The organism is Pseudoalteromonas sp. S327, assembly GCF_005886415.1.
GTDB lineage: Bacteria > Pseudomonadota > Gammaproteobacteria > Enterobacterales > Alteromonadaceae > Pseudoalteromonas > Pseudoalteromonas atlantica.
Window position 1 is genome coordinate 95,749 of the sequence record NZ_PNDP01000003.1, and the last position, 23,200, is coordinate 118,948.

A 23,200-nucleotide genomic window follows, 5' to 3' on the forward strand; every position below is an offset into this window, starting at 1 on the left:
ACATATTCCAACTATGGGCTGATTATCAGCAAGAATTAAATCTATACACTTCAAAAGAAGTGGCGGGAGTATATAGTAAAAATTTTAAAGCGATAGCATTAAAATAAGGGGAAGGTGTGCCTATATCAGCAAATTAATTGGGCAAAGTTTTTCTTTTTTTCGCTTAAATTTTCACACTTAAAACCTTAGTGCTCACAAACTAGTTAACCTATGGCGTACATACTTTTGTTCAAAAATGCGCAAAGTAAAATAAAGATTAATTTCAAGTAACTATTCTAAAAACCAGTTCAATCTAAATTCAGCTTAGCCCTTCTACAATCCGCTTTATAAACTAAAGGAGTAAATCATGAATTTTAAATCAACATTAGTCAGCAGCGCCGTTCTTTTTGCATTAGCCGGGTGTGGCTCTTCAAGTGATGACAATGACACAACACCGCCACAATCTAGCGACAAATCAACCTTTAGCCTTGGTGTGTCAGATGCGCCGGTTAGTGGTTTAAAAGCGGTTAACGTCGTGTTTGATTCAATCACTATTAAAACACAAGGCGATGAAGAATTTAGTTTTGAAACCCGAAGTGAAGCTGACGCATCTCAACCGCAAATGGTTAATTTGCTCGATTACACCGGGGACGATGTTTTTGAGCTGCTTGACGATCAAGAAGTGCCAGCAGGCGAATACTCGTGGATCCGCGCTCAGGTTATAAATGGCGATACTAATAACCTTAGTTTTACATCTCACGTAGTATACGAAGACGACAGCATTGCTCCGCTCGTGGTAAAAAGAAAAGGGAATGATGGTGTAGGCGAAATACAACTCGATGGCTTTACACTTAACCAAACTGATAACGACTTTGTTTTAGAATTTGACCTAAAAAAATCGCTGGTCGATCCCCAAAATAATGAGGAGATCTTTTTAAAACCTAGAGGCGTACGATTACAAAATCTTTCTGAGTCACAAGAAATTGAAGGCACAGTAAGCCAAGCGCTTATTAATAACTGTGAAACAGACAATATCGCCACTGCTGCTGCAGATTCAACGTTTGGACACGCCGTATATTTATATTCATCAGATGCTCAAATACCTAAAGATATATACGAAATAGATGAGCAAACCCCAGAAGATGCCCCACTTGCGACCGCAAATGTTGTATTTGATCAAGACGATAACCAATATGAGTTTGAGCTTGCTTTCATTACACCGGGAGACTACCAACTTGGCTATACGTGCACCGCACATATAGACGATGCAGAGCTAGAAGATACTGATTTCACTGTTTATCAACTTAAGCAAATTAGTGTACCGCAAACTGAGGACCTTTCAGTTAGCTTTGACATAACACAATAAACGTATAGCGCACTTTAAGGTGCGCTTTTTTTATAAAAAGTATAACAAAAACGAACACTCCACCTTTGCAAAAACCCATTAAAGCCACTCATCTCACATCATCCAAACAATTCATTCGAAAAGTGACCTGCATTCAAGCCCCGTTAACCCAGAACTGGTACAGTTAATAGCACGTATTAGTTAAACCGTTCTTATCATTTTGAATATGTAAACATAGGAGAAATAATCATGGCGAAAGAAAAAGTAGTTCTAATTACAGGTGCCTCTAGTGGCATAGGTGAAGCGAGTGCAAAAACATTGGTTAATAACGGCCATAAAGTCATTCTTACCGCCAGAAGTGAAGATAAATTAGCTGAACTAGTTGAGTCGTTAGGTGAAGATAACGCACTGAGTGTACCCGCAGATGCCACCGACTTTACCGAACTTGAAAACGTAGTAACAAAAGGGCTTAAAAAATTTGGCCGACTAGATGCCGCATTTGCCAACGCAGGTATGGGCGTTTCAACCGCAGGCACTGAAAAAGGCGACCCCGATGAATGGTCAACCATGATAGACGTAAACATTAAAGCCCTGCTGTGGACGGCAAAAGCAACCTTGCCTCATTTACGTCAAAACAAAGGCCACTTTATATTAACCAGCTCAGCCGCTGGCCGTAAGCCAATAAAAGGCTCTATTTACGGTGCAACTAAATGGTTTGCTTACGGGTTTGGGCAAAACTTAGCTGAAGAAATGAGCGAGTGGAATGGCCGCTGTACCACCATAGCCCCTGGCATGGTAAACACCCCATTTTTTGATGAAGCTAAACCCGACAAACTCGACCCACAAGATGTAGCCGACGCCGTACTGTTTGCCATTGAAGCAAACCAGCGCAACAACGTGCGCGAGATATATTTAATGCCGACTAATTAACGCTGATTGGTTGAGTTTGAGCTATCAGGTTTAATGCCAATGGCGTTAAACCTGATGGTTGTTTTTGATAAATACTGGCTGGATAGAATGAAGAATTTAAGATGGATGTCTTGTTTATTTATCTTGTTTATTTAGTAATGGTAACGGCACGAGATAACTGTAATTGCTGTATCATCCACGGCATATACCAAACGATTTGTATCATCTATTCTGCGAGACCAAAAGCCTGAAAGATTTTCTTTGAGGGGTTCCGGTTTTCCAATCCCATCAAATGGAGAACGCTTAACATCAGCAATTAGCTTATTTATACGTTTCAAGGTTTTCTTATCTTGAGTCTGCCAGTAGACATAACTATTCCAAGCTTCATCAGTCCATGATAATAACCTGTTACTCATCAATAAGTTCTCGTGGAGTCGTTTTGCCCGCTTTATACTGCGCAATTGAACGGTTTAAATGTTCAGCGTTCGCTGGAGAGCGAAGTAAATGAACAGTTTCCATAAGGCTGTTGTAGTAATCTAATGACATTACAACCGCATCTTCAGTATCACGACGAGTGATTACTGTCGTATCTGCATCATTAATTACATTATCCAAAACGGCTTTTAGACTATTTCGGGCTTCGGTAAAAGACACTATTCTCATTTTGCACCTCACTTGTACATTATATAAGACAAGTTTAGCTGGAAAATTATTACATGTACAGGATACTGTGCATTACTTTGTTGTGGTAGCAAATTTCTAAACAAAGCGCACTGACATGTGGGCTAAAACAAAGGCCACTTTATATTAACCAGCCCAGCTGCTGGCCGTATGCCAATTAAAGGCTCTATTTACGGCGCAACTAAATGGTTTGCTTACGGATTTGGTCAAAACTTAGCTGAGGAAATGAGCGAGTGGAACGGCCGCTGTACCACCATAGCCCCTGGCATGGTGAACACCCCATTTTTTGATGAAGCAAAGCCCGACAAACTCGACCCGCAAGATGTAGCCGACGCCGTACTGTTTGCCATTGAAGCAAACCAGCGCAACAACGTACGCGAGATTTATTTAATGTCGACTAATTAACGTTGTTTGGTTAAATTTGAGCTGTCAGGTTTAATGCCAATGGCGTTAAACCTGACGGTTGTTAATATCGAATACATTTTTAATGCCACTGAAAAAATGAAATAAAAGCATTGGTCGTCTAGAGTTTTTGTACACGTACTGAGAACTTAAAAAATTACTTTAATTCACCATAAATGTAGTTATTTCTATGATCCCAAAGTTCTATTTTTTTCCCTTTTAAATCACCGTATATGTAGTTGTTCTCGTGATCCCATAATTCAAACTTAGTTCCTTTTAATTCACCATAAATATAATTATTTCTATGATCCCACAATTCGATTTTATTATTAGGCTTCAATTCACCAAATATGTAGTTACTACTGTGATCCCATAATTCAATTTTAGAATTCATAATATCTCCATGTACATATAACGCCCGAGGCACGCGTGGCTTTGTAATGAAGAGAAGCCTCAACGGAAAAGCCATCGCTGTGACTGAGCTTGTTAAATTCCTAGCACTCGGACTTGCAATATTGTGGAGTAAAGCCACAAAATCAGTTGAGCGCTACGTTTTTCTGTATTAAACATAACTTCACTACCGTGAAGAATTTTATTTCTCGTTTTAGGAATAGTTTCTTCCGAGTCGCCTGCAACAAGCTCATATGTCTTAATTTTTGAATAGTATGATTGCAGTTGATCTTGTCGAGTTATTGCGTGTTCAAGCTTAGGCACTAAACCCGTTAAATTAGATTTATTGTTAACAGAACCGTCCTCTTTGACTGGGTTTGTTTTCCTTTGATTTATAATGATGTAATTAGCTTTCTCAAATGATTCAGTCAGAACACCTTCAATCTGCCCATAGAGCAAGCAAATACTACCAGCATAGTGACCACTGTTATGTAATTCCAAAGCTTCTTTTATTAAAGGCAATCGATTTTCATCTAGTGTCAAATTGGAATAAAAATTAATAAGTGAGGATTGAAAAGCTTCGCCAGATATTACATCAAGAAGAGAAATTGCACTGGGGTCTTGTTGAAGATCTATAGTTTCAAAAATATGTGCTAATTCAACAACGTCATTCGCAATTTCGAAGTCAGGATCATTTAACCCATAAGTGATGTTATTTATGTAAGGCTCAAGCTGAGGATAAATCTCAGCAAATTGAACCCATAACTCAATACTTTCTCTATGCTCTTCGATAAATTTAGATAACGCTTTGTTCAAAGCCACCGCAATTTGCTGCCATTGCTTAATGTGTGGCTCCAGGGCCTTACGAGTAGCAACCAATCCTGGACCAAAGTCCTCTTTCCACCAAGTCAAAAAATCCTTATGTTCTGGTTGATTACTCAATATACCCTCCTCTGGAATTTGACAATTAAGTCTACGACATTTGCCGTTTATAAACTGCGAAATGTCCCTATTTTATACTGATTTCATCCTAGCTATAAAATAAACACCTGTAAACAAATAGTTAGCTTCGCCTTACTTTTCCTAAATACAGCAAAACCCTAAAATGGTGGGGTCCAGTAATATCAGATATATAGCTGTGTAGTTGTACTAGTTGATTATTAATTAACAGGTTATATTTTAAATATCTGCGTTTAAACCAGTAACGCATACACCCATTACCCCTTAACCTTGTAACTCATTGTTGCTTATAAAATTAGTTAAAAATCACAATCTACTTCTATTGAACCCTTTGTATTTTTACTTCATATTAGCTGAACTACTTTTCAATTATTAGGCTGTTATGTCACTTTTAAAATTTAGCCAAGCACTTATATTTATCTTTGCGAGTACCCTACCGCTTACAAGCCATGCGGCACTTAATAAAAACGAGCGTGAAATAGTAAAACAAGTTGAGCAGAACATGCCGCAAGCGCTTGAAGAGATAAAACAAGCGGTAAACATTAATAGCGGTTCGCTTAATATTGAAGGCGTAAAAAAGGTAGGCGCGCTTGCAAGCGAGCAATTAAAAGCCATAGGTTTTGAGGTTGAGTGGCTAGATGGCAGCGCGTTTAACCGTGCAGGGCATGTACTCGCTACGCACAAAAGTAAAAACCCCGATGCAATAAAAATACTGATGATCGGCCATCTTGATACCGTGTTTGCTAAACACGATAACTTTACTACCTATAAACAAATTGATGAACACACCGCCAGAGGCCCAGGTGTAGCCGACATGAAAGGTGGTAACACTATTATAATTACCGCACTTAAAAGCTTACAAGCGCTCAATTTACTTGAAAACGTAAGCGTAAAAGTGCTGCTTACCGGCGATGAAGAAAGCAGCGGCCGCCCGCTTAGTTTATCTAAAAAGGCCATTGTTGATGCAGCAATTTGGGCTGACGTAGCGCTAGGTTTTGAGAACGGCGATAACAATATTAAAACCGCTATGGCGGCGCGCCGTGGTTATACCGGCTGGACGTTAAATGTAACGGCCAATGCTGCACATTCATCGCAAATATTTAGTGACAATGTGGGCTATGGCGCTATTTACGAGGCGTCGCGTATTTTAAATGACTTTAGAGAGCAACTAGCTACACAACCTAATTTAACCTTTAACCCTGGGCTTATTGTGGGCGGTACTGATGCACAGTACGACAGTGCTAACTCGTCAGCCACGGCTTTTGGTAAAAGTAACGTAATTGCGCAAACCGTGCATGTAGCGGGTGATTTACGGGCGCTTTCGCCAAAGCAGGTAGAAGGCGCTAAAAAAGTGATGCAGCAAATAGTGGCTAAAAGCTTAAATGGTAGCCACGCTGAGCTTATTTTTGAAGACGGCTACCCACCAATGGGGCTCACCGAGGGTAATAAAAAGCTGCTTGCACTGTATAGCCAAGCAAGCCAAGACTTAGGCTATAACAAAGTGGAGACTGCAAACCCACGTAATGCCGGCGCGGCTGATATTTCGTTTGCTGCAAACCATGTTGATATGGCGCTTGATGGCCTAGGCCTCATGGGCAGTGGTGCGCACACTAAAAACGAAACCGCCGATTTAACCTCACTTAATAAAAACATCGCTAAAACAGCACTGCTTATTTACAGATTAGGGCAGTTATAAACGCAGGCTTAGCCTTTATAGGTTAATAGGCTCTAACCGTTTGCCTGCTACTTGCAATGCAAACTTACGCAACGTTTTAAGCTGCGGGCTTTCGGTTTGCCAATAGTGCCAATACAAAGGTGTATCAATATAATATTCTGGGAATAAATCGACTAACTCGCCTTTTATCAGCGAGTCTCCTAGCTGTAAGGTAGGTAATAGCCCATAACCTAGGCCTGCTATCATGGCTTGTTTAAATCCCTCTGACGAAGGGTAAATATGGGTAAACAGTGGGGCTGAGCCATTAATATCTTCTAAAAACTGGTGTTGTAGCTTGTCATACTCACTAAATACCAAGCACGGTAAATGCGCTAATTGCGAAAGCTCAGTAAGCTTATGTTGTTTTATAAAATCGGGGCTTGCAATGGCTTTGTAGCGTATGGCGCCAAGTGGGCTAACTAGGCCGCCATTAACGGGCTCGGGGGATGAGCTAATACACACCATAACCTCGCCGTCTTTCATTCTTTTATGGGCAATGGATTGATCTTCACTAATGACTTCAAAGCGTAATTTGCACGCAAGCTCTGTATCTAATACGGCGAGTGCTTCGGGCAGCCAGGTTGCAAGCGAATCCGCATTAGCGGCAAGCTTTACGCTAAGCGGGGTGTTTAAATCTGTGTGCTTGTTAAGTGCCTCTACATTAAGGGCTACTTCTAGCTGCAATACTTGCTGTAAATGGTTAAGTAAACGTTTACCAAGTGCCGTGGGCGTTGGCGGTTGGGTTCTTATTAATACGGGTTCGCCTAGTTTGGCCTCAAGCTGATGAATACGCCTGCTCACCGCCGATTGGGTAATAAATAATTTTTTTGAGGCCTTTTCAAATCCGCCTTCACTTATCACGGCACTAAGCGCATTGAGTAACTGGTAATCAATCATGAGTTTTACGCATATAACAACAAATATATTCATTGGATTTGTAACAGAATCCCCCCTACCCTGCAAGGCATTGGATAACGGGTTTTATTTGAGTGGATTTGAAGTATGTCGTTTTTGTCGGGTGTGATGCTGGGGCTGAGTTTAATTATTGCCATAGGGGCGCAAAATATTTGGATTTTAAGCCAATGTATGGCGGGCGCTAACCGTTTTGTTTTAGCTGCGGTTTGTATACTTTGCGACGCCACGCTAATTATTGTAGGTGTATTTGCCGCTAATGAGTTAAAGCTATGGCTGCCGGGGTTATTACCGTGGTTAACGTGGGGTGGTATAGCTATGTTACTTTACTTAGCATTTGGCTCTGCGCGCAGCGCAATTAAAGGCACATCGGGGTTAAAAGTAACTCAGGTAATAAAAGTGAGCTGGTGGAAAACGGCCCTTGCGGCCTTTGCTATAAGCTTACTAAATCCACATGTTTATTTAGACACCGTATTACTACTTGGCAGCATTGGCGCATTACAACCCGCGCCTATGCACTTTGCTATTGGTGCTTGTGTGGCCTCTGTTATTTGGTTTAGTAGCTTAGTGTTGTTTGCGCCAAAATTAAAAAAGGTTTTAAGCTCCCCGTTTAGATGGCGCGTATTTGATAGTTGTATTGCGGTTATTTTATGTTTTGTGGCGTTTCAGTTATATAACGTGCCAAGCCAATAAGCCAAAACAGCGGTAGTTATGTATTTAATTACCGCTGTTGTTAGCCGTTTTTTAAAAGACTAAGACATTATTTTATAAAGTAATTCTCGCACTGTGGCCGGTTCAAACGGTTTATCGCAAATGGCATCAACTCCTGCTTGCGCAATATTAGCTAGGTGAGTGTCGTTTGCCTCTGAGCTCACCATTAAAATAGGAATATGCGAGTAAGCATTTGAGCCACGTACAGTTTCGGTTAGTTCGCGACCATCCATTTCTGGCATGTTGTAATCGGTAACGATTAAATCGAACGATTGCTCACTAAGGTGCGCTATGGCTTCTTTTCCGTTTTCGGCTTCTACCGGTTCGGGGATCCCCATGCCAGCAAGCACGCGTATTATGTGTTTACGAGCAAAGCGGCTGTCGTCTACTACAAGTACGCGAAGTAGCGTTACATCAAAATGATCAAGATCTACTTCTTCTTCGCTTATTATATCGAGAGTTGCTTTGAGTGCGCGAGTAATGGCTTTTGCGCTAAAAGGCTTAGGTAAAATAGCCAACACACCGGATTGGCGTAGTTGCTCAAGGTACTTTTTATTACGCTCGCTCGATATAAGCATAAAAGGTTGATGTTCAGTGGCGGGGTTAAGTCTTATTTTTTGCAATAATGAGTCGGCGGTGCCGTCTGATAAGTACATCGAGCTTATTACTAGGTCTGGGTGGTAACTTTCAAGTAACGATAAAACCTGCGCTTGAGTAGCCGCAGTTTCTACTTGTTTAACACCACTTTCTGCAAGCGATTTTATTATTATTTTTTGCTGAACCTCTGAAGGCTCTACAAGTAAAATGGACAAGTTTGCTATTGCAGTTAGGTCGCTCATTCAAGTCTCTTTGGTATTGTTATAATGAGGATAATAATAACATTATTGACTCGTTAATATTATATAAAGAGATTGTAATATTTAAGAAAACATTAGCAATCTCTTTAAAATATAGCACTTTCTAATTAGATTGAATGTATTCTAATGCATTCATTTTTTTGTACGTTACGTTGCTGTGCATTAGGTGAACAGGGTTAGGGTCTACCACTTCTACAGGTATGTCGTAATTACGGGCTATTTCTAACGCCATTTGGGTGATATTTACACTAAACGAGGTGCCCATAAATACAATTTTATCGGCGTTGAGCATACGCTGTTGTGCTTCGGTTATTCTGTAAAGCTCGGTGTAAAATTCATCGAACAACAACACAAAAGGCTTAAACGAATGATTAAGCTCCGGTGTTTGGTTTTGAATATTAAATAGCTCAAAAAGAGACTCATGCAGGCGGCTTTCATCTACACTATCCCATGGAGTCATAAGCGGTTTAACGGCTTCGCCTTGCTCATGAAATAGCGTCATTTGATCGAGCCTGCCGTGTATAGCAATGTAATTTTTGTTACCGGCTTTGCCATCAAGGCCATCTATATTTTGGGTTATTAAGTTTTTATCGCTCAGCCAATGGTGTACTTCATTCGGGCCATGGTTACGATAGGCTGCAAAACGGTTGTAATACCAAGCTAAAAACTCGCGTGGATTATTTTGATACATAGCACGCGTGGCCATTTCCATGGGCGTATAATTTTTACTGCCTATAGTCCAAAAGCCATCTTCGCCTCTAAATGTAGGTATGCCACTGGCAGCGCTTACCCCTGCACCGGTAATATAAAGTGTATTCACTGTGCTACCTCGTAACCTGTTACATCGCTTATTACTTGTTGTTGGTTGTTCATACCGCCAATACGATATAAAAAACCATTGTGCTCAAGTAGGCCGCGGTGATCCATGCTGCCTTCGGCTAAAGGCGGTAAAACTTGCCATGTATTTTGCTCAATATTAAAACGCCACACATGGTTGCTCGCCGGAGCTGGCTGTTTATTGTAGCCAATACCGTTGTAGTTATAGGGGTTATTAGAGCCGCCCAGCATGTAAATATTGTTATTGTAGCTAGTAGCAGCCATACGGTAATGCGACTCCCCCGTAGGGTGGGGCAAAGTACGCCAATCTATTTTTAGCGGATTGTTGGCATTTATTGTGCCTTTTAAACACTGAGCAACACCTGCAAACGAGCGGCGAGAATCTGGATTTGCTTGGGTTTTAACGCCATCGCAAATAATAATGGTATTACCACTAATAGCAGCCGCTTGGCCAAATACTGGCTCACCTAAAAAAGGCGACGCCTGCTGCCATGTATTGTTTTTAGTATCGTAAACTTGTACTAAATTTACGTTGCCATCGTTATGCCAGCCGCTAATAAGGTATATGTAATGTTCTTTGTAGCTTAGCGCTACGCTGTCATCAACCGGTACTGGCATGCTTGCAAGGTGTTTATACGTATTGTTTTTTATATCGAAACGGTACACATCGGGGCTTGAAATTTCAGTATGGTCGCTATCTACCGTGTAGCCACCAAATATATAAGCGTATTCACCTAAGCCAACAGCAGTACTGGCTAAGCGCCCCGTTAATGGCAAACTTGAAGGCACACTCGCTTGTTGCTGCCATGCGCTGTCGCCCAGTTTTAGCGAAAATACCTTATTGTGTACTTCGCTATGTTGTTTGTTTTTACCAAGCCCCATAAAACTCAAAAAATAGCGTTGGTTTTCAACAGTAACCTTAGCTACGGCATTGTTTGCAACGGGTTCGGGTAAAGCAGGAAGGCTTGCTAACGCAATAGAAAAAAGAAGGCTCATAAAAACAAATAATATAAAAGTGACTAATACACTTAGGGTAAATTATTTTACCTGTATGAACCAGCTAACTATAAGTAATTTACCTTATTAATGCGTGTGTTTAGGTGTGCTGCGTTTTACAAACCATCTAATAATTAATGGTGTAGCCAGTGGGCTAAATTAGATAAGCGAATTTACAAGCAGCGCCTAATGTACACTGCATTATTACTTGATTTTGAGGCTTTATTTGTTAATTTTATTTAAAAACTACAAAACTTTAATAATTTAGCGTTGAGTTTTAAAACGTCCTTACTACTTAGTAATTTATGCTAGTTAGCCTAATAAAGTGTACTTTTAGCAATATATAGTATGCTAATATTTTGTGGTAACAAATGTTTTACAAAAATATATCCTGTTTTTGATTTTTGATCCCTGTGGAGAAACCTAGGTGAAAATACCTAAAAAGTTATTGTGCTCACTTATTATTGCCTCACCAATACTTGCTGCAGAACCATTAAACGACGATGATTTAGACCTTGACGCGTTAATGGGAATGGATGTTCAAGCAACTTCTGCAATGAAACGAGCACAATCGGCCTTTAACACCGCCTCTTCTATTTATGTGCTAAGCAAAGAGCAAATTACAAGTTCGGGCGCTACCTCTATCCCTGAGGCATTAAAAATGGTGCCAGGCCTTACCGTAAGACAACTTGATAACAATCAATGGGCTATTTCTGCACGCGGTGTTGCTTCACGTTATTCCAGCAAATTATTAGTAATGATAGATGGGCAAAGCCTATATACCCCCAAATTTGCGGCTGTGTATTGGGAGTCGTTGCATGTGCCTTTATACGATATAGAACGCATTGAGGTTATTCGTGGTCAGGGCGGGTTGTTATGGGGTAATAACGCAAATAACGGCGTGATCAATATCATTACTAAAAATAGCTTAGATACACGCAACACTTACGCTAAAGCAATTACAGGTAATCAAATAAATGCCGACATAAGCCTTCGCCATGGTGGTGATATTTCTGATATTGGTAGTTACAGGGGCTACTATAATACTAAAAATACCGCACCTTCTAAAAAAGGCAGCCGCATAAAACCTAATGACTTTACTAAACAGCACGCTGGCGGCTTTAGAGCTGATTTTACGCCAAGCGATGAGTGGTCAATCCTCCTGCAAGGGGATCATACCCACACAGAGCACGGCCAAAACCTTACTGGGGTAGTAGATGCGTCTAACCGCAGTCAGCAGTTTCCAACTATTGCAGATAGGCGCGATACGCGATTAATGACCCGTGTTGAGCATCGCCTTTCAGATAATGCAAACCAAATGCTGCAAATGTCGTGGCTTAAACAACATGGTGAACAACCCTATATAAATGAAGATTTTGAATCGATTGACGTTGATTATCAAATGAACTTTATTACCGGTGCACTCCAGGTAGATTGGGGGCTTAATTATCGATTTAATGATATTTCTTTTCAAGACAGCATTTTTATTAATAGCGATAAAGACCTAGAAGACCTTCATCAATACGGTGCCATGCTGCAAGCGCAATACAGTGTTATTCCAGATACGTTAAACCTCATTGTAGGCACAAAAATAGAGCATAACGATTTAACCGGTTGGGAAAATCAACCCCTTGCCCGCTTTACCTATCAGCCAAATAGCGAGCACCTAGCATGGGGTTCAATTTCACGAAGCGTGCGTATTCCTACACTAATTGAATTTAACGATAACTTTAGAGTAAATGGCCAAAAAATCTCAGACGTTATTGGCATGCAGTCGGGTATTGCTGAAATAGATCAATACCATATAGCTACATTTTTAAATGGTAACGATAAAGTAAAAGCCGAAAATTATATCTCGTACGAGCTAGGCTACCGTATATCAAAGGCGCAGTGGTCTTTAGATGTTTCTGCATTTAATACGCAAGCGGATGATGTGGCCGTAATTAGCTTAAACCCTCATGTAGAACAATTTATACCTGCATTAAACTTTTACTTAGCCGGGGAAGTGTCACAAGCATTTGCGGCGCTTCAAACAACAAGCTTAGATTACGACTTTGTTTCGGTAGGTGAAACCACCACAACCGGCGGTGATTTATTGTTCTCGATGCAACTAATGGACAACTTAAGCAGCGAAGTTGGCTACAGCTATACAAAAATAGATTACGACTTACCTAATGCAACGCGCCCTACTATTGGCTACGACTCAGTAAACAGACAATTATTTACTAAACTGAATTACCAATTAAGTGAGCAGCATTCTATTTTTGCCACGCTAAGAGCCGAAAACTCAAGCACTTACAATACAGATAACTACACCGCTGTAGACCTTACATGGAACTGGAAAATAAACAATAACTGGGCCACAGCAGTATCAGGCAAAAATTTATTTGCAGGCTCACACATAGAATACGCCAATACTCGCGAAACATTTACGGTTCCTAATTACATAGACGAGTGTGTTACGTTTTCTGTTAGTGCAACATTTTAATAGAGCCAATGCTTAAGCCTTTAAATCGATTGCTTTACCTATTTTTTTGCCTTGCGCTTTGTACAAGCTCGAGCGCGTTTGCGGTGCAAAAAGAATATGTGCTTAAAGCAGGCTTTTTATATAACTTTGCCCGCTTAGGGCAATGGCAATCTGCACCCGAAAACGGCTCCGACTTTTTAATTTGTAGCCCCGACAGCCAATTTATAGCAATAGCAAATGCCGCCCTAGAAAACAGAAAAGTACATGAACGCCACTTACGAAATAAACTAACTCCCCTCGAGACAACTGCACTTGAGGGCTGTGATATAGTATTTATTACTGATAATACCTATAACATGTGGTTAGATGCCCACCCCGCGCTTAATTTAAAAAATACAATGATAGTTGGCGAAACCGATGGCTTTATAGCCGCACAGGGCCATATTCGATTTTTCCTTTCAAGTAGTAAGGTGCGCTTTGAAGTTGCCCCAAGCAAGCTTAAAAAAGCAGGCATTACTATGAGCTCAAAAGTGCTGCGCCTAGCACGTGTAGTTGAGGGGTAAATAATGAAAAACTACTTCTCACTCAACTCAATGAGTAAAAAGCTGCTGTTTATTTTAATGAGCGTTGCGCTTATTTCTACCGCTACCGTTACTGCTGTGTTTAGCGCGTATGAGCTAAAAACCGCAAAACAAGAACAAACACAAAGCCTAAAATCACTCTCGCAAATATTAGCCCCCAATATTAGTACTGCTTTAATATTTTACGACACCGCCGCAATAAAAGAGCTGATTGAGCCGTTATTAATGCGCTCCGATATTGTATCGGTAGAAGTGATAAACAATTTTAGCCAACAACTTGCAAGCGTAACATCGCCTAAATACAGCCAAGAAAGCTCAGCCCCGCATACAATAGAAGTAAAAACAGTATTAACAATTGACGCTCAACGCTACGGTACGCTGATTGTGCGTGCCGACGACAGTGACCTAAACGACAGAGCCGCTTTTTATGGCCGGTTTATTATTGTATTAATGATTTTTAGCTTTATTTTAAGTTTGCTTGTATCGCTAATGCTCAGAAAACGTTTTTTAAACCCCATTTTATATTTAGCACAAACAGCAGAGAAAATTACCTCATCTAACGACTATAGCCTACGTGCTAAAGAGCTTTCAAAGGACGAAGTGGGTAAGCTAACAAGCTGTTTTAATACCATGCTGCAAACTATAGAACAGCGCGACAACCTGCTAGAAAACCAAGTAAAACGAAGAACAAAAGAGCTCGAAAATGCCAATGTTCAGCTGCATCAATATGCCTATCAAGATGGCTTAACCGACCTACCTAACCGCCGTTATTTTTATGAGCACCTGCAACAGCTTGTAAGCACACCTGAACAACCATTTTCTTTGGTATTTATTGATTTAGATGGCTTTAAAGAAGTAAACGATAGCTTAGGCCACGACTTTGGTGATTTATTACTTCACGAAGTGGCTAAGCGACTTCGCCGCTGCTTAAAACAGCAAGACATAGTGGCGCGCTTAGGCGGTGATGAGTTTACCCTAATACTAAAAGGAATAAGCGATACAACAGCGGTTTCGCACATTGCACACGATGTAATGAAAAGCCTGACCCGAACAATAACCATAAAAAACGAACATGTGCAGGTAACTGCGAGTATAGGCGTGGCGTTTTTTCCGCATGACGGCATATCGGTCGAAACCTTAGTTAAACGAGCCGACCAAGCGATGTATTTGTCAAAAAGTAAGGGGCGAAACAGGTTTGAGTTTTTCTCATACGAAATGGAAGAACTGGCGATTGAAAAGCGCCGCCTTATAGAAGAAATACGCATTGGCTTAAATAACAATCAATTTGAACTTTACTATCAGCCAATATGGGACCCCCATTCACGTACGCTAAAAAAAGCTGAAGCGCTGATCCGTTGGAACCACCCAGAGCGAGGCATTATTGGCCCTGTTGAGTTTATCGATATAGCAGAGCAAAATGGCTTGATAAAAGAGCTAGGCGAATGGGTTAAATCGCAAGCTGTTCGCGATGCGGTGCAGTTTAATAAACTAAGCTATACACCGGTGCAAATTAGTGTAAATACCTCGCCTTTAGAAATTGATCGCGACGGTATTTGGGTTACCCAATGGGTAGAGGCGTGCAAACTGTATAATTTGCCACCTCATACTATTTTAATTGAAATAACTGAAAACAGCTTAATGGACCCAGATAACGCTATTCAGCACCATTTAAAACGCCTTAATGCGCTTGATATAGACATTGCCATTGATGATTTTGGTGTTGGGTACTCATCGCTTGCGTACTTGCAGCAGTTAGACATTGATATACTTAAAATAGATCAATCGTTTATACAAAATATCGAAGCCAACAGCAGCAGTATAGCGCTAATTAAAGCCATAATTACTATGGCGCATAACTTAGGGGTAGAAGTGGTCGCCGAAGGGGTAGAAACACCAACCCAACAAGCACAATTAATCGCGCTGGGCTGTGATTACATTCAAGGCTACTTATATTCTAAACCGCTTTCAAAGCAAGATTTTATAAATAGCCATCTGCAAATAAAAGCAACCGTTGAATAACCTACAACCAGCGCGGTACGGTTTGCTTATATTTTAGGTAGTCATTATTAAAACGCGTTACTAAATGCGCTTCTTCAACAGCTATTTGTCTATAAAGCGCATATAAGCCCACAGCAAGGCAAATTAAGCTAAATAAGCTTGGTAATGCTAAAAAGAACCCCAACTGAGCAGTTGCCACACCAACATACATAGGGTTGCGCGAAAAACTATATAACCCGGTAGTTTTAAGTGTTTGAGGCCCATTTGGGTCTATACCCGAGCGCCAAAGTGACGCCATATGAAAATGAACAACCATACTGAGCACAAAGCCCGCCGTGAGCATAATATTGCCAAACATAACACCCGGCCACCCATTTAAGGTATAAAACATACCTAAGTAGTTATCGGTGGCAGGCACAAACACACGCAGCACACACACAAACCATATAGCAGCTCTAAAAAACTTAAACGCCATATGATTCCACCAGCTAGTACAAAACTTAGCGCCAGGAAAAATAACACCCGCAGGCGTTGAACGGTTTTTATAAATAATTCTAACGGTGTAAAACCCCGCCACAAACGTATAAAAAAGCGCTAAATACACACGCGTAAACTCGATTAGCGAAGCAGAATCATCTATCAACGGTTGGTAACTCATTAATTTATTTTCTTCATCCTTTTATAATAATTTCATCATAATAGTCATGCTATTCATTAACAAGGTTAGTGTGCTAAAAACGTATAGTGGACTTTTATTTAAAAACTATAATTTATACCCGCGTAGTAGCGCCTACCTGAGTAACTTGAACTTAATAAACGCGCATCGCTATCATTACCTAAACGCGTAACAGTTTCCGATTTAGTTAAGTTAATAACAGAGGCTGTTAAACTTAAGCCATCAGATATATTAATGGCGGCATTTACATCAACTTGCTCGTAAGGGTCTTGGTATACATTTAAACCGCTGTTTAAGCCAAGTACTGTTTCACCGCGTTTATTATACGACGCGCGAAGAGTAAAGTACTCGCCTTCGTAATAAGCGGAGGTGTTGTACTGGTATTTAGCGCTTCCTATTAAAGGTGATTGGCCAAATTCTTCACCATTTACACTCACATCGGCTTTATTGGTTTTGTTATAGGTGTAATTAGCATAAAAGCCAAAACCACCTGCAAATGCATGTTGAATAAATACTTCAGCCCCTTTTGATACCGCATCGGTGCCGTTACCCACTGTGCTGTATGGCGCAACGGTAATGAAACCGCTCTCTACTATATTGTCTTTGTCTGCAAACTCTTGCTGCATATCTATTACCAGCGGCACAACAAAGTTATCAACCTTTTTATGAAACAGCGCTAACCCCAATGCAGAGCCCTCGGCGTAATAATATTCAATAGATAAATCGGCCTGCACTGATTCAAAAGGTTTTAAATTTTTATTACCGCCACTGCCACTAAAACCTGCCAGCTCGTTAAATGCCGCTCTGTCTTCTGCCCATTCATTTGATACAAACGTAATACGCTGCTGAGAGCCTAAATCACTGTAATCTGGTCGTGCCATCACTTTAGCAATAGCGCCTCTAATTACTAAATCGTCGGTGGCATCCCACGCTATGTTAAAGCTTGGTAGAATTTGTGTGTCGGTGTTTTTTTGTGTAACCAACTGATAGTCTTCTACAAAACGCGCATCGCCAGTTACCGGCTCGCCTGTTTCATCATTGGTGTGATCAAGTTGATAAGTATATAAATCGGTAGAAGAGGTTAAGGTTTTAGTTTGTACTACGCGCACACCTAAATTACCTCTTACTTCACTAAATTCAAAATCGCCTTGAATGTAAAACGCTGATATTTTTTCTTCAATATCGTATACAAAGTTATCTTCTATGCGGGTATAAGGCGTGTAGTTGTCGGTTACTAAATCTCGGTATTTATCCCAATCTATGCTGGGCATTTGGTTTATATTAAACCCGCCAACTATATTGGTTTGATTAATAAACACATCCTCGGCAAGTGGCATACCGCCATTCCATTGGTAGCTATCAAATTGCGTTATACCTTGCTCACTCGCTTCACCTGCAGCAATATCAAAGTTAGGATCTAAAAAAAACGTATTGCCGGTCTCGCGGTGTAAGTTAGCTTGGCGATATTTAGCCCCGGTTCTAATCGTTTTTAAAAATCCCCAATCAACATAAAAGTCGATGTCGGCTTGATAATAATCCTCTTCGAGTTCGCTACGCACAAAGCTTGAATTTGACGAACCCGCATCACGCCCACCGCCTAAGCCACTTTGCAAGTTAGCTAATGTGTTGGGATCAATACTCAGCGATACATTATTTTCATTTAAAGACCACGCAGCGCTTTGCGATGCGTTTTGAATAACGGTTTCGTTTTCACCGGCATTTGAGCTTTTATAAGCGGCCTCCCAGCTTTCTTCAGGGCCGCCCTCAGATTGGGTGTTACCAATAACAAAGCGGGCTTTAAAGCTATCGCCTTCATAGGTTAAATTAAAATCGATAGTATCGGAGGTAGACTCTTCTCGTACATAACTGCCACGCATCCACGGAAATTGCATATCGTTTTCAACACCGCTAGCACTGGCATTGTATTGCATACCCGTTGCAATGGTGCCTGTTTCATCCAAGTTTACTGCGGTTAAAAAATCAGGATTGAGTGACCACTCAGGAATATCAATGACTGATTCGGTTCTGTCTTGTCCGAGTGTAAAGCCAAAGTAGTTAAACCCTAGCTCTAAGCGATTAGTTGGGCGCCATTGTGTACTAAATTGAATACCTTCACGCTCACGTTTTTCATTAAGCACAGAGCCACGTACAACTTGCGGAAACCACACGCCATCATAACGATTACCGCTGGCATCACTTATCGTATCCCAACCGTTATTGTTATCAACGGTATTTCCATTAATATCAGTCGGTTGACCGCCACCCGTGTAACGCCATACATTTGCATCGGTGCTGCCTGTTAGAGTGCGATTAGTACGCTCTTGATAGGTATAACCCACCAATACGCCAAAGGTGTCGTCGTCATTTTTCCATGAATATAAGCCACTAAATTGCGGCTCGTACTCTTTTGTCACATCGGCGTAAGTAGATTCAACGTTAAATACACCTGAGTTTGCCTCCATGCTTAAAGGCTTGCGGCTATGCATTAATACTGTGCCGCCCACGCCGCCTTCATCTAAACGCGCTTCTGGCGATTTATACACTTCTACGCTCTCTATCATGGCAGATGACAGTAAAGTGTAATCGAACGAGCGTGAAGGCTCCCCAGGTGATGAGGCTATAAAATTGCCATTAAGCTGAGTAAATGTGAGCTCAGATGATAAACCACGAATACTCACCGATGCCCCTTCTCCGCCATCGCGTTCAATAACAACGCCAGGTACTCGCTGCAACGAATCCGCTACATTTTTATCAGGAAATTTGCCAATATCTTCGGCAGTAATTGCATCCACCACAGAGCCAGACATACGCTTAACATCTAAGTTCTCAGCCATGCTTGAACGTATACCCCGTACTTCAATTACTTCCATATTTTTTTTAAGCAGTGTTTTAGCGTTTTGTGAGGCAGCATCATCAGCTAAGCTAAATGGGCTTGAGGTAATAAGTGATGCGCAAAATAAAGATTTGTATACTTTAGATAAAGGGTAATGACGTAGGCAATTAATCATTTTTTACAGCTATTCCATTTACATTGCTTAGGCTAAGCAAATCAGTGATCCATTAGCGTATTGCAGTACGTAATGGCAAATTGCTGCAAAGTTTACATGGCGAAACTTAATGTATTGTTAACGCTTGGCTTAATTTAGTCTCAACTGTGGTTAAAAAATGATTCGCAACTCACTATTTAAACTTATTAGGGTTTATGCGCCCGTTTTTAAGCTATTTAATGCTACCTAAAGTGAAAATAACCCCTTGTTATAAAATATTACCCGCCGCTTTACTTAAGCTGAACTCCGATTAAGAGACTTACTAACAGATTAAATTCCAGTGATAGTTAAATTTATTTTCTCTAGCCAGAGATAGATTTATTATCCACAGTTCAAATTACTTAATATGTGCCGGTACGCATTCTTGTTAAAGCAAAAAACCGCTTTCGCGGTTTTATTTTATGCTTGTTGTTTTAAGGTATTTACTCAATCAGTTATTAGAGTTTAATTGGCTGGTAAATTGCCCTACCGCGTTTACCACTTTTTGGGCTCCATCTTGAATTTCTGCCATAACCTCACCCGACTCTTTAGAAAGCGCTAAACCTTGCTCTGCTTTTTCTTTGCCTTGCTCAATAACCGCTACCGTACTTTGGGTTTGTGACTGATTACGCTGTACCACTTCCACAATTTCTTCTGTTGCTTTTGATGTTCTTGACGCTAAATGCCTTACTTCATCAGCAACCACAGCAAACCCGCGCCCTTGCTCTCCTGCACGCGCAGCCTCTATTGCAGCATTGAGTGCAAGTAAGTTGGTTTGCTCGGCAATACTACTTATGCTTTGCACTATGCTGGCTATTTGTTGAGATTGTTGATCCAGCGCCGAAATTTCGTTAGCTGCTTGCTCCATATTTACAGCCAGCTCGTTCATAACAGATACGGTTTCTTGTAATACGCAGCTGCCACGCTCTGCGGTTTTATCTGTTTCTGTAGAGGTGCCATAGGCTATTTCGGCTGCTTGCGAAATAGCAATTTCACGGTTTACTTGCTCAGTAATTACGGTGGCAAATTTCATTACTTTATAAAGCTGATCCGCATCATTTGATATAGGGTTGTAGGTGGCTTCTAACCAAATTACATTGCCATATTTATCTATACGTTTAAACCTGTCGGCAATAAATTGGCCTTGCCTAAGCTTGCTCCAAAACTGTTGGTATTCAGCCGAATTAGCTTCTTCGGTTTGACAGAATACCCGGTGATGCTGGCCAATTATTTCTGATTCATTGTACCCCATGGCTGACAAAAACTGATCGTTTGCCGTTAACACATGCCCCTGTAAATCAAACTCAATCACAGCCATAGAGCGATAAATCGCTTTTATTGTGTCGCTTTGTTCACGAGAGGTTGTAATGGTTTTAGTAAGTACGGTGCCAAACACCGAAAAATACAATAACTGATTTTGCTCACCCACCACTGGGTGCACAATTAATCTTAGCCACTCTGCATTGCCATCTTGGCGAACAAATTCAATAGCCCCACTCCAGTGGCCTTCTTTTTGGAATGCTTTTTCAAGCTCTTCGTATTCAGGTGATAACCGCGACTGTTCAGCAATAAAATCGCCTAGCTGATTATTTGTTAAATTATCTTCGTTATAACCTAATGCGTTTAAAAAGTTATCGTTAGCATGCGAAATTCGCCCATCATAAAGTACATTAAGTACCAGCATTTCTTTGTAAAGCCCATCCCACACTTGCTCTAAAGGGTACAACTGAGCTTTTAAAGCGGCTATTTCGTTTTGCTTACCTTTTGAAAAAAACATTAATTTCCCTACCAAAAACACTAAATCAAGTTACTTCCAGTATAGGAGGTATTAATGATAACGCGATAATTAATAAGTAGTTTAAGCTAATTTTTTGCTAAATTTGTAAGCATATGTTCCTTTTTATGTGTTCAGCCTTCACTTTCAACTAGGTTTACATACTTTTGTGCTAGCTGCTCAAGTGACTCCCTATTTAAAGGATCGCTTTTAATGCAATTAATGGGGCACACTATGACACACGTTGGTTTATCGTAATGCCCTACACATTCGGTGCACTTATCAGGGTCTATTTGATAAGTTTTTGACCCCATGAAAATCGCGCTGTTGGGACACTCGTCTACACATACATCGCAGTTAATGCATTTATTATTTATAAATAGTGCCATGCTAGCGCTTACTCACTTGCTATTTTTTTATAGGGGTTGCGGGTATCTTGGTGCTCATCTAAATTTCGCATTAATATTGCATGCTCTAAATTAATGCGTGTATCTAATCGAATTTTAACGTGATGCCCAGAGCCTTTTGCATCACTAATACTTTCGCCCTTTTTGTTTTGCATGTATTCAAGTTCAAAAATAATGTTCCCTTGTGGTGTCATCAGTTCAAGTGAGTGGCCTGTGCAAAATTTATTTTTTACCTCTATTTCAACTAAACCATCAGCATGGCGCCCTATTACTTCCCCAACAAATTGCTGCTTAGTTGATACAGAGTGACCGTATTCATAGTTTTGATAATCTTGGTGGGCATGGCGCTTTAAAAAGCCTTCGGTGTAGCCTCTATGCGCTAAGTTCTCAAGTGTTTTAAATAAGTGAGTATCGAATGGTTTACCCGATGCCGCATCATCTATGGCTTTACGGTATACTTGCGCGGTGCGCGCTACGTAATAAAACGATTTTGTCCGCCCTTCTATTTTTAAACTATGTACACCCATTTTTGTTAACTGCTCTACGTATTGCACAGCGCGTAAATCTTTTGAGTTCATAATGTAGGTGCCGTGTTCGTCCTCAAAGGCTGGCATATACTCCCCTGGGCGCCCTTGCTCCTCAAGCATGTAAATATTATTTGTTGGCGCACCTTCACCAAGAGTAGGAATAACTTGGTTCGGATCAATTTTATGCAGCATGTCGCCCGTTTCGTTTTCAACGCCTGGTTTTACATCGTAATTCCAGCGGCAGGCATTCGTGCAGGTGCCTTGGTTTGGGTCGCGCTTGTTAATATAACCCGAGAGCAAACAGCGCCCTGAATACGCCATACATAACGCCCCATGCACAAACACCTCAAGCTCAGTATTTGGGCAAAGCGTGCGTATTTCCTTAATTTCTTCAAGCGAGAGCTCGCGCGATAAAATAACTCGCTCAATACCTTGTTTTGCCCAAAACTGAACACTTGCATAATTAACTGCATTTGCTTGCACCGATAGGTGAATAGGCATGGCTGGCCACTTTTCACGTACCAGCATAATGAGCCCAGGATCTGACATAATCAGCGCATCGGGTCCCATAGCAATCACAGGTTCTATATCACGTAAATACGATTTAACCTTTGCGTTATGCGGAGCAATGTTAGAGACCACATAAAACTTTTTATTTTGCGCATGGGCTTCATTAATCCCTATTTGTAATGTCTCTAAATCAAACTCATTATTACGTACCCGCAAACTGTAGCGAGGCTGGCCGGCGTAAACAGCATCAGCTCCATATGCAAAGGCGTAGCGCATGTTTTTTGAACTCCCCGCAGGGCATAACAGTTCGGGAATAAAAGAAGTTACAGAAGAAACAGCTGGCATATGCGCTCCGTACAGCTAACCGAGTACACACCGGTTGCATGATTAATTAATTTACAAGCGCGGCATTATAAATGCGCTAAACATTGTGCTTTTGATCAAGATCATAAAACTGCAACCAAACTGGTTTTTAATAAAATTAGGTTTTTTCAATTAAAACGCGTATAATTCGCGCCCGTAAATATTCACACTTTTATTT

The 23,200-nt window shown here is 40.8% G+C and carries 20 protein-coding genes and 1 pseudogene; 8 read left to right on the forward strand and 13 right to left on the reverse strand.

Annotated features, from left to right (window positions below):
• The first annotated feature begins 346 nt into the window (after positions 1-346).
• Positions 347-1,345, forward strand: coding sequence for a DUF4382 domain-containing protein (locus tag CWB60_RS02025; protein ID WP_138576622.1), 999 nt, complete (start codon positions 347-349; stop codon positions 1,343-1,345).
• Between the two features lie 228 nt (positions 1,346-1,573).
• Complete coding sequence (locus CWB60_RS02030; protein WP_096042718.1) at positions 1,574-2,254, forward strand: SDR family oxidoreductase; 681 nt, start codon at positions 1,574-1,576, stop codon at positions 2,252-2,254.
• Positions 2,255-2,385: 131 nt separating this feature from the next.
• On the opposite strand, the gene CWB60_RS02035 is transcribed toward CWB60_RS02030, so the two are convergent.
• On the reverse strand, positions 2,386-2,649 hold the full coding sequence (locus tag CWB60_RS02035; RefSeq protein WP_024032911.1) for a Txe/YoeB family addiction module toxin: 264 nt from the start codon (positions 2,647-2,649) through the stop codon (positions 2,386-2,388).
• Positions 2,642-2,896, reverse strand: a complete 255-nt coding sequence (locus CWB60_RS02040; protein ID WP_004587013.1) for a type II toxin-antitoxin system Phd/YefM family antitoxin — start codon at positions 2,894-2,896, stop codon at positions 2,642-2,644. The genes CWB60_RS02035 and CWB60_RS02040 overlap by 8 nt, the downstream gene beginning before the upstream one ends.
• Positions 2,897-3,028: 132 nt before the next feature.
• Here CWB60_RS02040 and CWB60_RS02045 point away from each other — a divergent pair.
• A pseudogene (locus CWB60_RS02045) lies at positions 3,029-3,319 on the forward strand (SDR family oxidoreductase); the annotation flags it as partial.
• Between the two features lie 154 nt (positions 3,320-3,473).
• On the opposite strand, the gene CWB60_RS02050 reads toward CWB60_RS02045, so the two are convergent.
• Together CWB60_RS02050 and CWB60_RS02055 are read right to left on the reverse strand one after the other, a co-directional pair.
• Positions 3,474-3,710 carry a hypothetical protein gene (locus tag CWB60_RS02050; protein WP_138576624.1) on the reverse strand — a complete coding sequence of 79 codons (237 nt, stop codon included), beginning with the start codon at positions 3,708-3,710 and terminating at the stop codon, positions 3,474-3,476.
• Between the two features lie 92 nt (positions 3,711-3,802).
• Positions 3,803-4,648, reverse strand: coding sequence for a hypothetical protein (locus CWB60_RS02055; RefSeq protein WP_138576626.1), 846 nt, complete (start codon positions 4,646-4,648; stop codon positions 3,803-3,805).
• Positions 4,649-5,048: 400 nt separating this feature from the next.
• Here CWB60_RS02055 and CWB60_RS02060 point away from each other — a divergent pair, with 400 nt between their 5' ends.
• The gene (locus tag CWB60_RS02060; RefSeq protein WP_138576628.1) at positions 5,049-6,362 is read left to right on the forward strand and encodes a M20/M25/M40 family metallo-hydrolase; all 1,314 of its coding nucleotides are present in this window, start codon (positions 5,049-5,051) and stop codon (positions 6,360-6,362) included.
• 15 nt (positions 6,363-6,377) lie between these two features.
• Here CWB60_RS02060 and CWB60_RS02065 read toward each other — a convergent pair whose 3' ends face one another.
• Entirely contained in the window at positions 6,378-7,277 is a 900-nt protein-coding gene (locus CWB60_RS02065) for a LysR family transcriptional regulator ArgP (RefSeq protein WP_138576704.1), read from the reverse strand.
• Positions 7,278-7,382: 105 nt separating this feature from the next.
• Between CWB60_RS02065 and CWB60_RS02070 the strand changes: the two genes are divergently transcribed.
• On the forward strand, positions 7,383-7,985 hold the full coding sequence (locus CWB60_RS02070) for a LysE/ArgO family amino acid transporter (RefSeq protein ID WP_024032917.1): 603 nt from the start codon (positions 7,383-7,385) through the stop codon (positions 7,983-7,985).
• 59 nt (positions 7,986-8,044) lie between these two features.
• Here CWB60_RS02070 and CWB60_RS02075 read toward each other — a convergent pair whose 3' ends face one another.
• From CWB60_RS02075 to CWB60_RS02085, 3 genes are all read right to left on the reverse strand, one after another.
• Positions 8,045-8,842, reverse strand: a complete 798-nt coding sequence (locus CWB60_RS02075) for a response regulator (protein WP_004587007.1) — start codon at positions 8,840-8,842, stop codon at positions 8,045-8,047.
• Positions 8,843-8,963: 121 nt separating this feature from the next.
• A complete protein-coding gene (locus CWB60_RS02080) occupies positions 8,964-9,680 on the reverse strand; it encodes an SIR2 family NAD-dependent protein deacylase (RefSeq protein ID WP_138576630.1) in 717 nt (238 codons plus the stop codon).
• Positions 9,677-10,693 (reverse strand): Kelch repeat-containing protein, encoded by a 1,017-nt coding sequence (locus CWB60_RS02085; RefSeq protein WP_138576632.1) that lies wholly within the window; start codon positions 10,691-10,693, stop codon positions 9,677-9,679. Before CWB60_RS02085 ends, CWB60_RS02080 begins: the two co-directional genes overlap by 4 nt.
• 427 nt (positions 10,694-11,120) lie before the next feature.
• Here CWB60_RS02085 and CWB60_RS02090 point away from each other — a divergent pair, with 427 nt between their 5' ends.
• From CWB60_RS02090 to CWB60_RS02100, 3 genes are read left to right on the forward strand one after another with little or no spacing between them, the layout of a single operon-like run.
• Positions 11,121-13,181, forward strand: a complete 2,061-nt coding sequence (locus CWB60_RS02090) for a TonB-dependent receptor plug domain-containing protein (protein ID WP_138576634.1) — start codon at positions 11,121-11,123, stop codon at positions 13,179-13,181.
• 8 nt (positions 13,182-13,189) lie between these two features.
• The gene (locus tag CWB60_RS02095; RefSeq protein WP_126009467.1) at positions 13,190-13,723 is read left to right on the forward strand and encodes a YfiR family protein; all 534 of its coding nucleotides are present in this window, start codon (positions 13,190-13,192) and stop codon (positions 13,721-13,723) included.
• 3 nt (positions 13,724-13,726) lie between these two features.
• Positions 13,727-15,760, forward strand: a complete 2,034-nt coding sequence (locus tag CWB60_RS02100) for a bifunctional diguanylate cyclase/phosphodiesterase (RefSeq protein WP_138576636.1) — start codon at positions 13,727-13,729, stop codon at positions 15,758-15,760.
• A 1-nt stretch (position 15,761) separates the two neighbouring features.
• Here the strand turns inward: CWB60_RS02100 and CWB60_RS02105 are convergent, their stop codons facing one another.
• From CWB60_RS02105 to trhP, 5 genes are all read right to left on the reverse strand, one after another.
• On the reverse strand, positions 15,762-16,397 hold the full coding sequence (locus tag CWB60_RS02105; protein WP_138576638.1) for a methyltransferase family protein: 636 nt from the start codon (positions 16,395-16,397) through the stop codon (positions 15,762-15,764).
• Positions 16,398-16,495: 98 nt separating this feature from the next.
• Positions 16,496-19,423, reverse strand: coding sequence for a TonB-dependent receptor (locus CWB60_RS02110; RefSeq protein WP_138576640.1), 2,928 nt, complete (start codon positions 19,421-19,423; stop codon positions 16,496-16,498).
• Between the two features lie 469 nt (positions 19,424-19,892).
• A complete protein-coding gene (locus CWB60_RS02115) occupies positions 19,893-21,218 on the reverse strand; it encodes a methyl-accepting chemotaxis protein (RefSeq protein ID WP_055255596.1) in 1,326 nt (441 codons plus the stop codon).
• A gap of 131 nt (positions 21,219-21,349) precedes the next feature.
• On the reverse strand, positions 21,350-21,604 hold the full coding sequence (locus CWB60_RS02120) for a YfhL family 4Fe-4S dicluster ferredoxin (protein WP_055255597.1): 255 nt from the start codon (positions 21,602-21,604) through the stop codon (positions 21,350-21,352).
• A gap of 8 nt (positions 21,605-21,612) precedes the next feature.
• A complete protein-coding gene (trhP, locus tag CWB60_RS02125; protein WP_138576642.1) occupies positions 21,613-23,004 on the reverse strand; it encodes a prephenate-dependent tRNA uridine(34) hydroxylase TrhP in 1,392 nt (463 codons plus the stop codon).
• Between the last annotated feature and the right edge of the window lie 196 nt (positions 23,005-23,200).

Coding starts and splice junctions, on each gene's coding strand:
- CWB60_RS02060 (WP_138576628.1), top strand. CDS start 5,049: ATGTCACTTTTAAAATTTAGCCAAGCACTTATATTTATCTTTGCGAGT.
- CWB60_RS02050 (WP_138576624.1), bottom strand. CDS start 3,710: ATGAATTCTAAAATTGAATTATGGGATCACAGTAGTAACTACATATTT.
- CWB60_RS02075 (WP_004587007.1), bottom strand. CDS start 8,842: ATGAGCGACCTAACTGCAATAGCAAACTTGTCCATTTTACTTGTAGAG.
- CWB60_RS02025 (WP_138576622.1), top strand. CDS start 347: ATGAATTTTAAATCAACATTAGTCAGCAGCGCCGTTCTTTTTGCATTA.
- trhP (WP_138576642.1), bottom strand. CDS start 23,004: ATGCCAGCTGTTTCTTCTGTAACTTCTTTTATTCCCGAACTGTTATGC.
- CWB60_RS02110 (WP_138576640.1), bottom strand. CDS start 19,423: ATGATTAATTGCCTACGTCATTACCCTTTATCTAAAGTATACAAATCT.
- CWB60_RS02085 (WP_138576632.1), bottom strand. CDS start 10,693: ATGAGCCTTCTTTTTTCTATTGCGTTAGCAAGCCTTCCTGCTTTACCC.
- CWB60_RS02065 (WP_138576704.1), bottom strand. CDS start 7,277: ATGATTGATTACCAGTTACTCAATGCGCTTAGTGCCGTGATAAGTGAA.
- CWB60_RS02095 (WP_126009467.1), top strand. CDS start 13,190: ATGCTTAAGCCTTTAAATCGATTGCTTTACCTATTTTTTTGCCTTGCG.
- CWB60_RS02115 (WP_055255596.1), bottom strand. CDS start 21,218: ATGTTTTTTTCAAAAGGTAAGCAAAACGAAATAGCCGCTTTAAAAGCT.
- CWB60_RS02040 (WP_004587013.1), bottom strand. CDS start 2,896: ATGAGAATAGTGTCTTTTACCGAAGCCCGAAATAGTCTAAAAGCCGTT.
- CWB60_RS02030 (WP_096042718.1), top strand. CDS start 1,574: ATGGCGAAAGAAAAAGTAGTTCTAATTACAGGTGCCTCTAGTGGCATA.
- CWB60_RS02035 (WP_024032911.1), bottom strand. CDS start 2,649: ATGAGTAACAGGTTATTATCATGGACTGATGAAGCTTGGAATAGTTAT.
- CWB60_RS02105 (WP_138576638.1), bottom strand. CDS start 16,397: ATGAGTTACCAACCGTTGATAGATGATTCTGCTTCGCTAATCGAGTTT.
- CWB60_RS02100 (WP_138576636.1), top strand. CDS start 13,727: ATGAAAAACTACTTCTCACTCAACTCAATGAGTAAAAAGCTGCTGTTT.
- CWB60_RS02120 (WP_055255597.1), bottom strand. CDS start 21,604: ATGGCACTATTTATAAATAATAAATGCATTAACTGCGATGTATGTGTA.
- CWB60_RS02070 (WP_024032917.1), top strand. CDS start 7,383: ATGTCGTTTTTGTCGGGTGTGATGCTGGGGCTGAGTTTAATTATTGCC.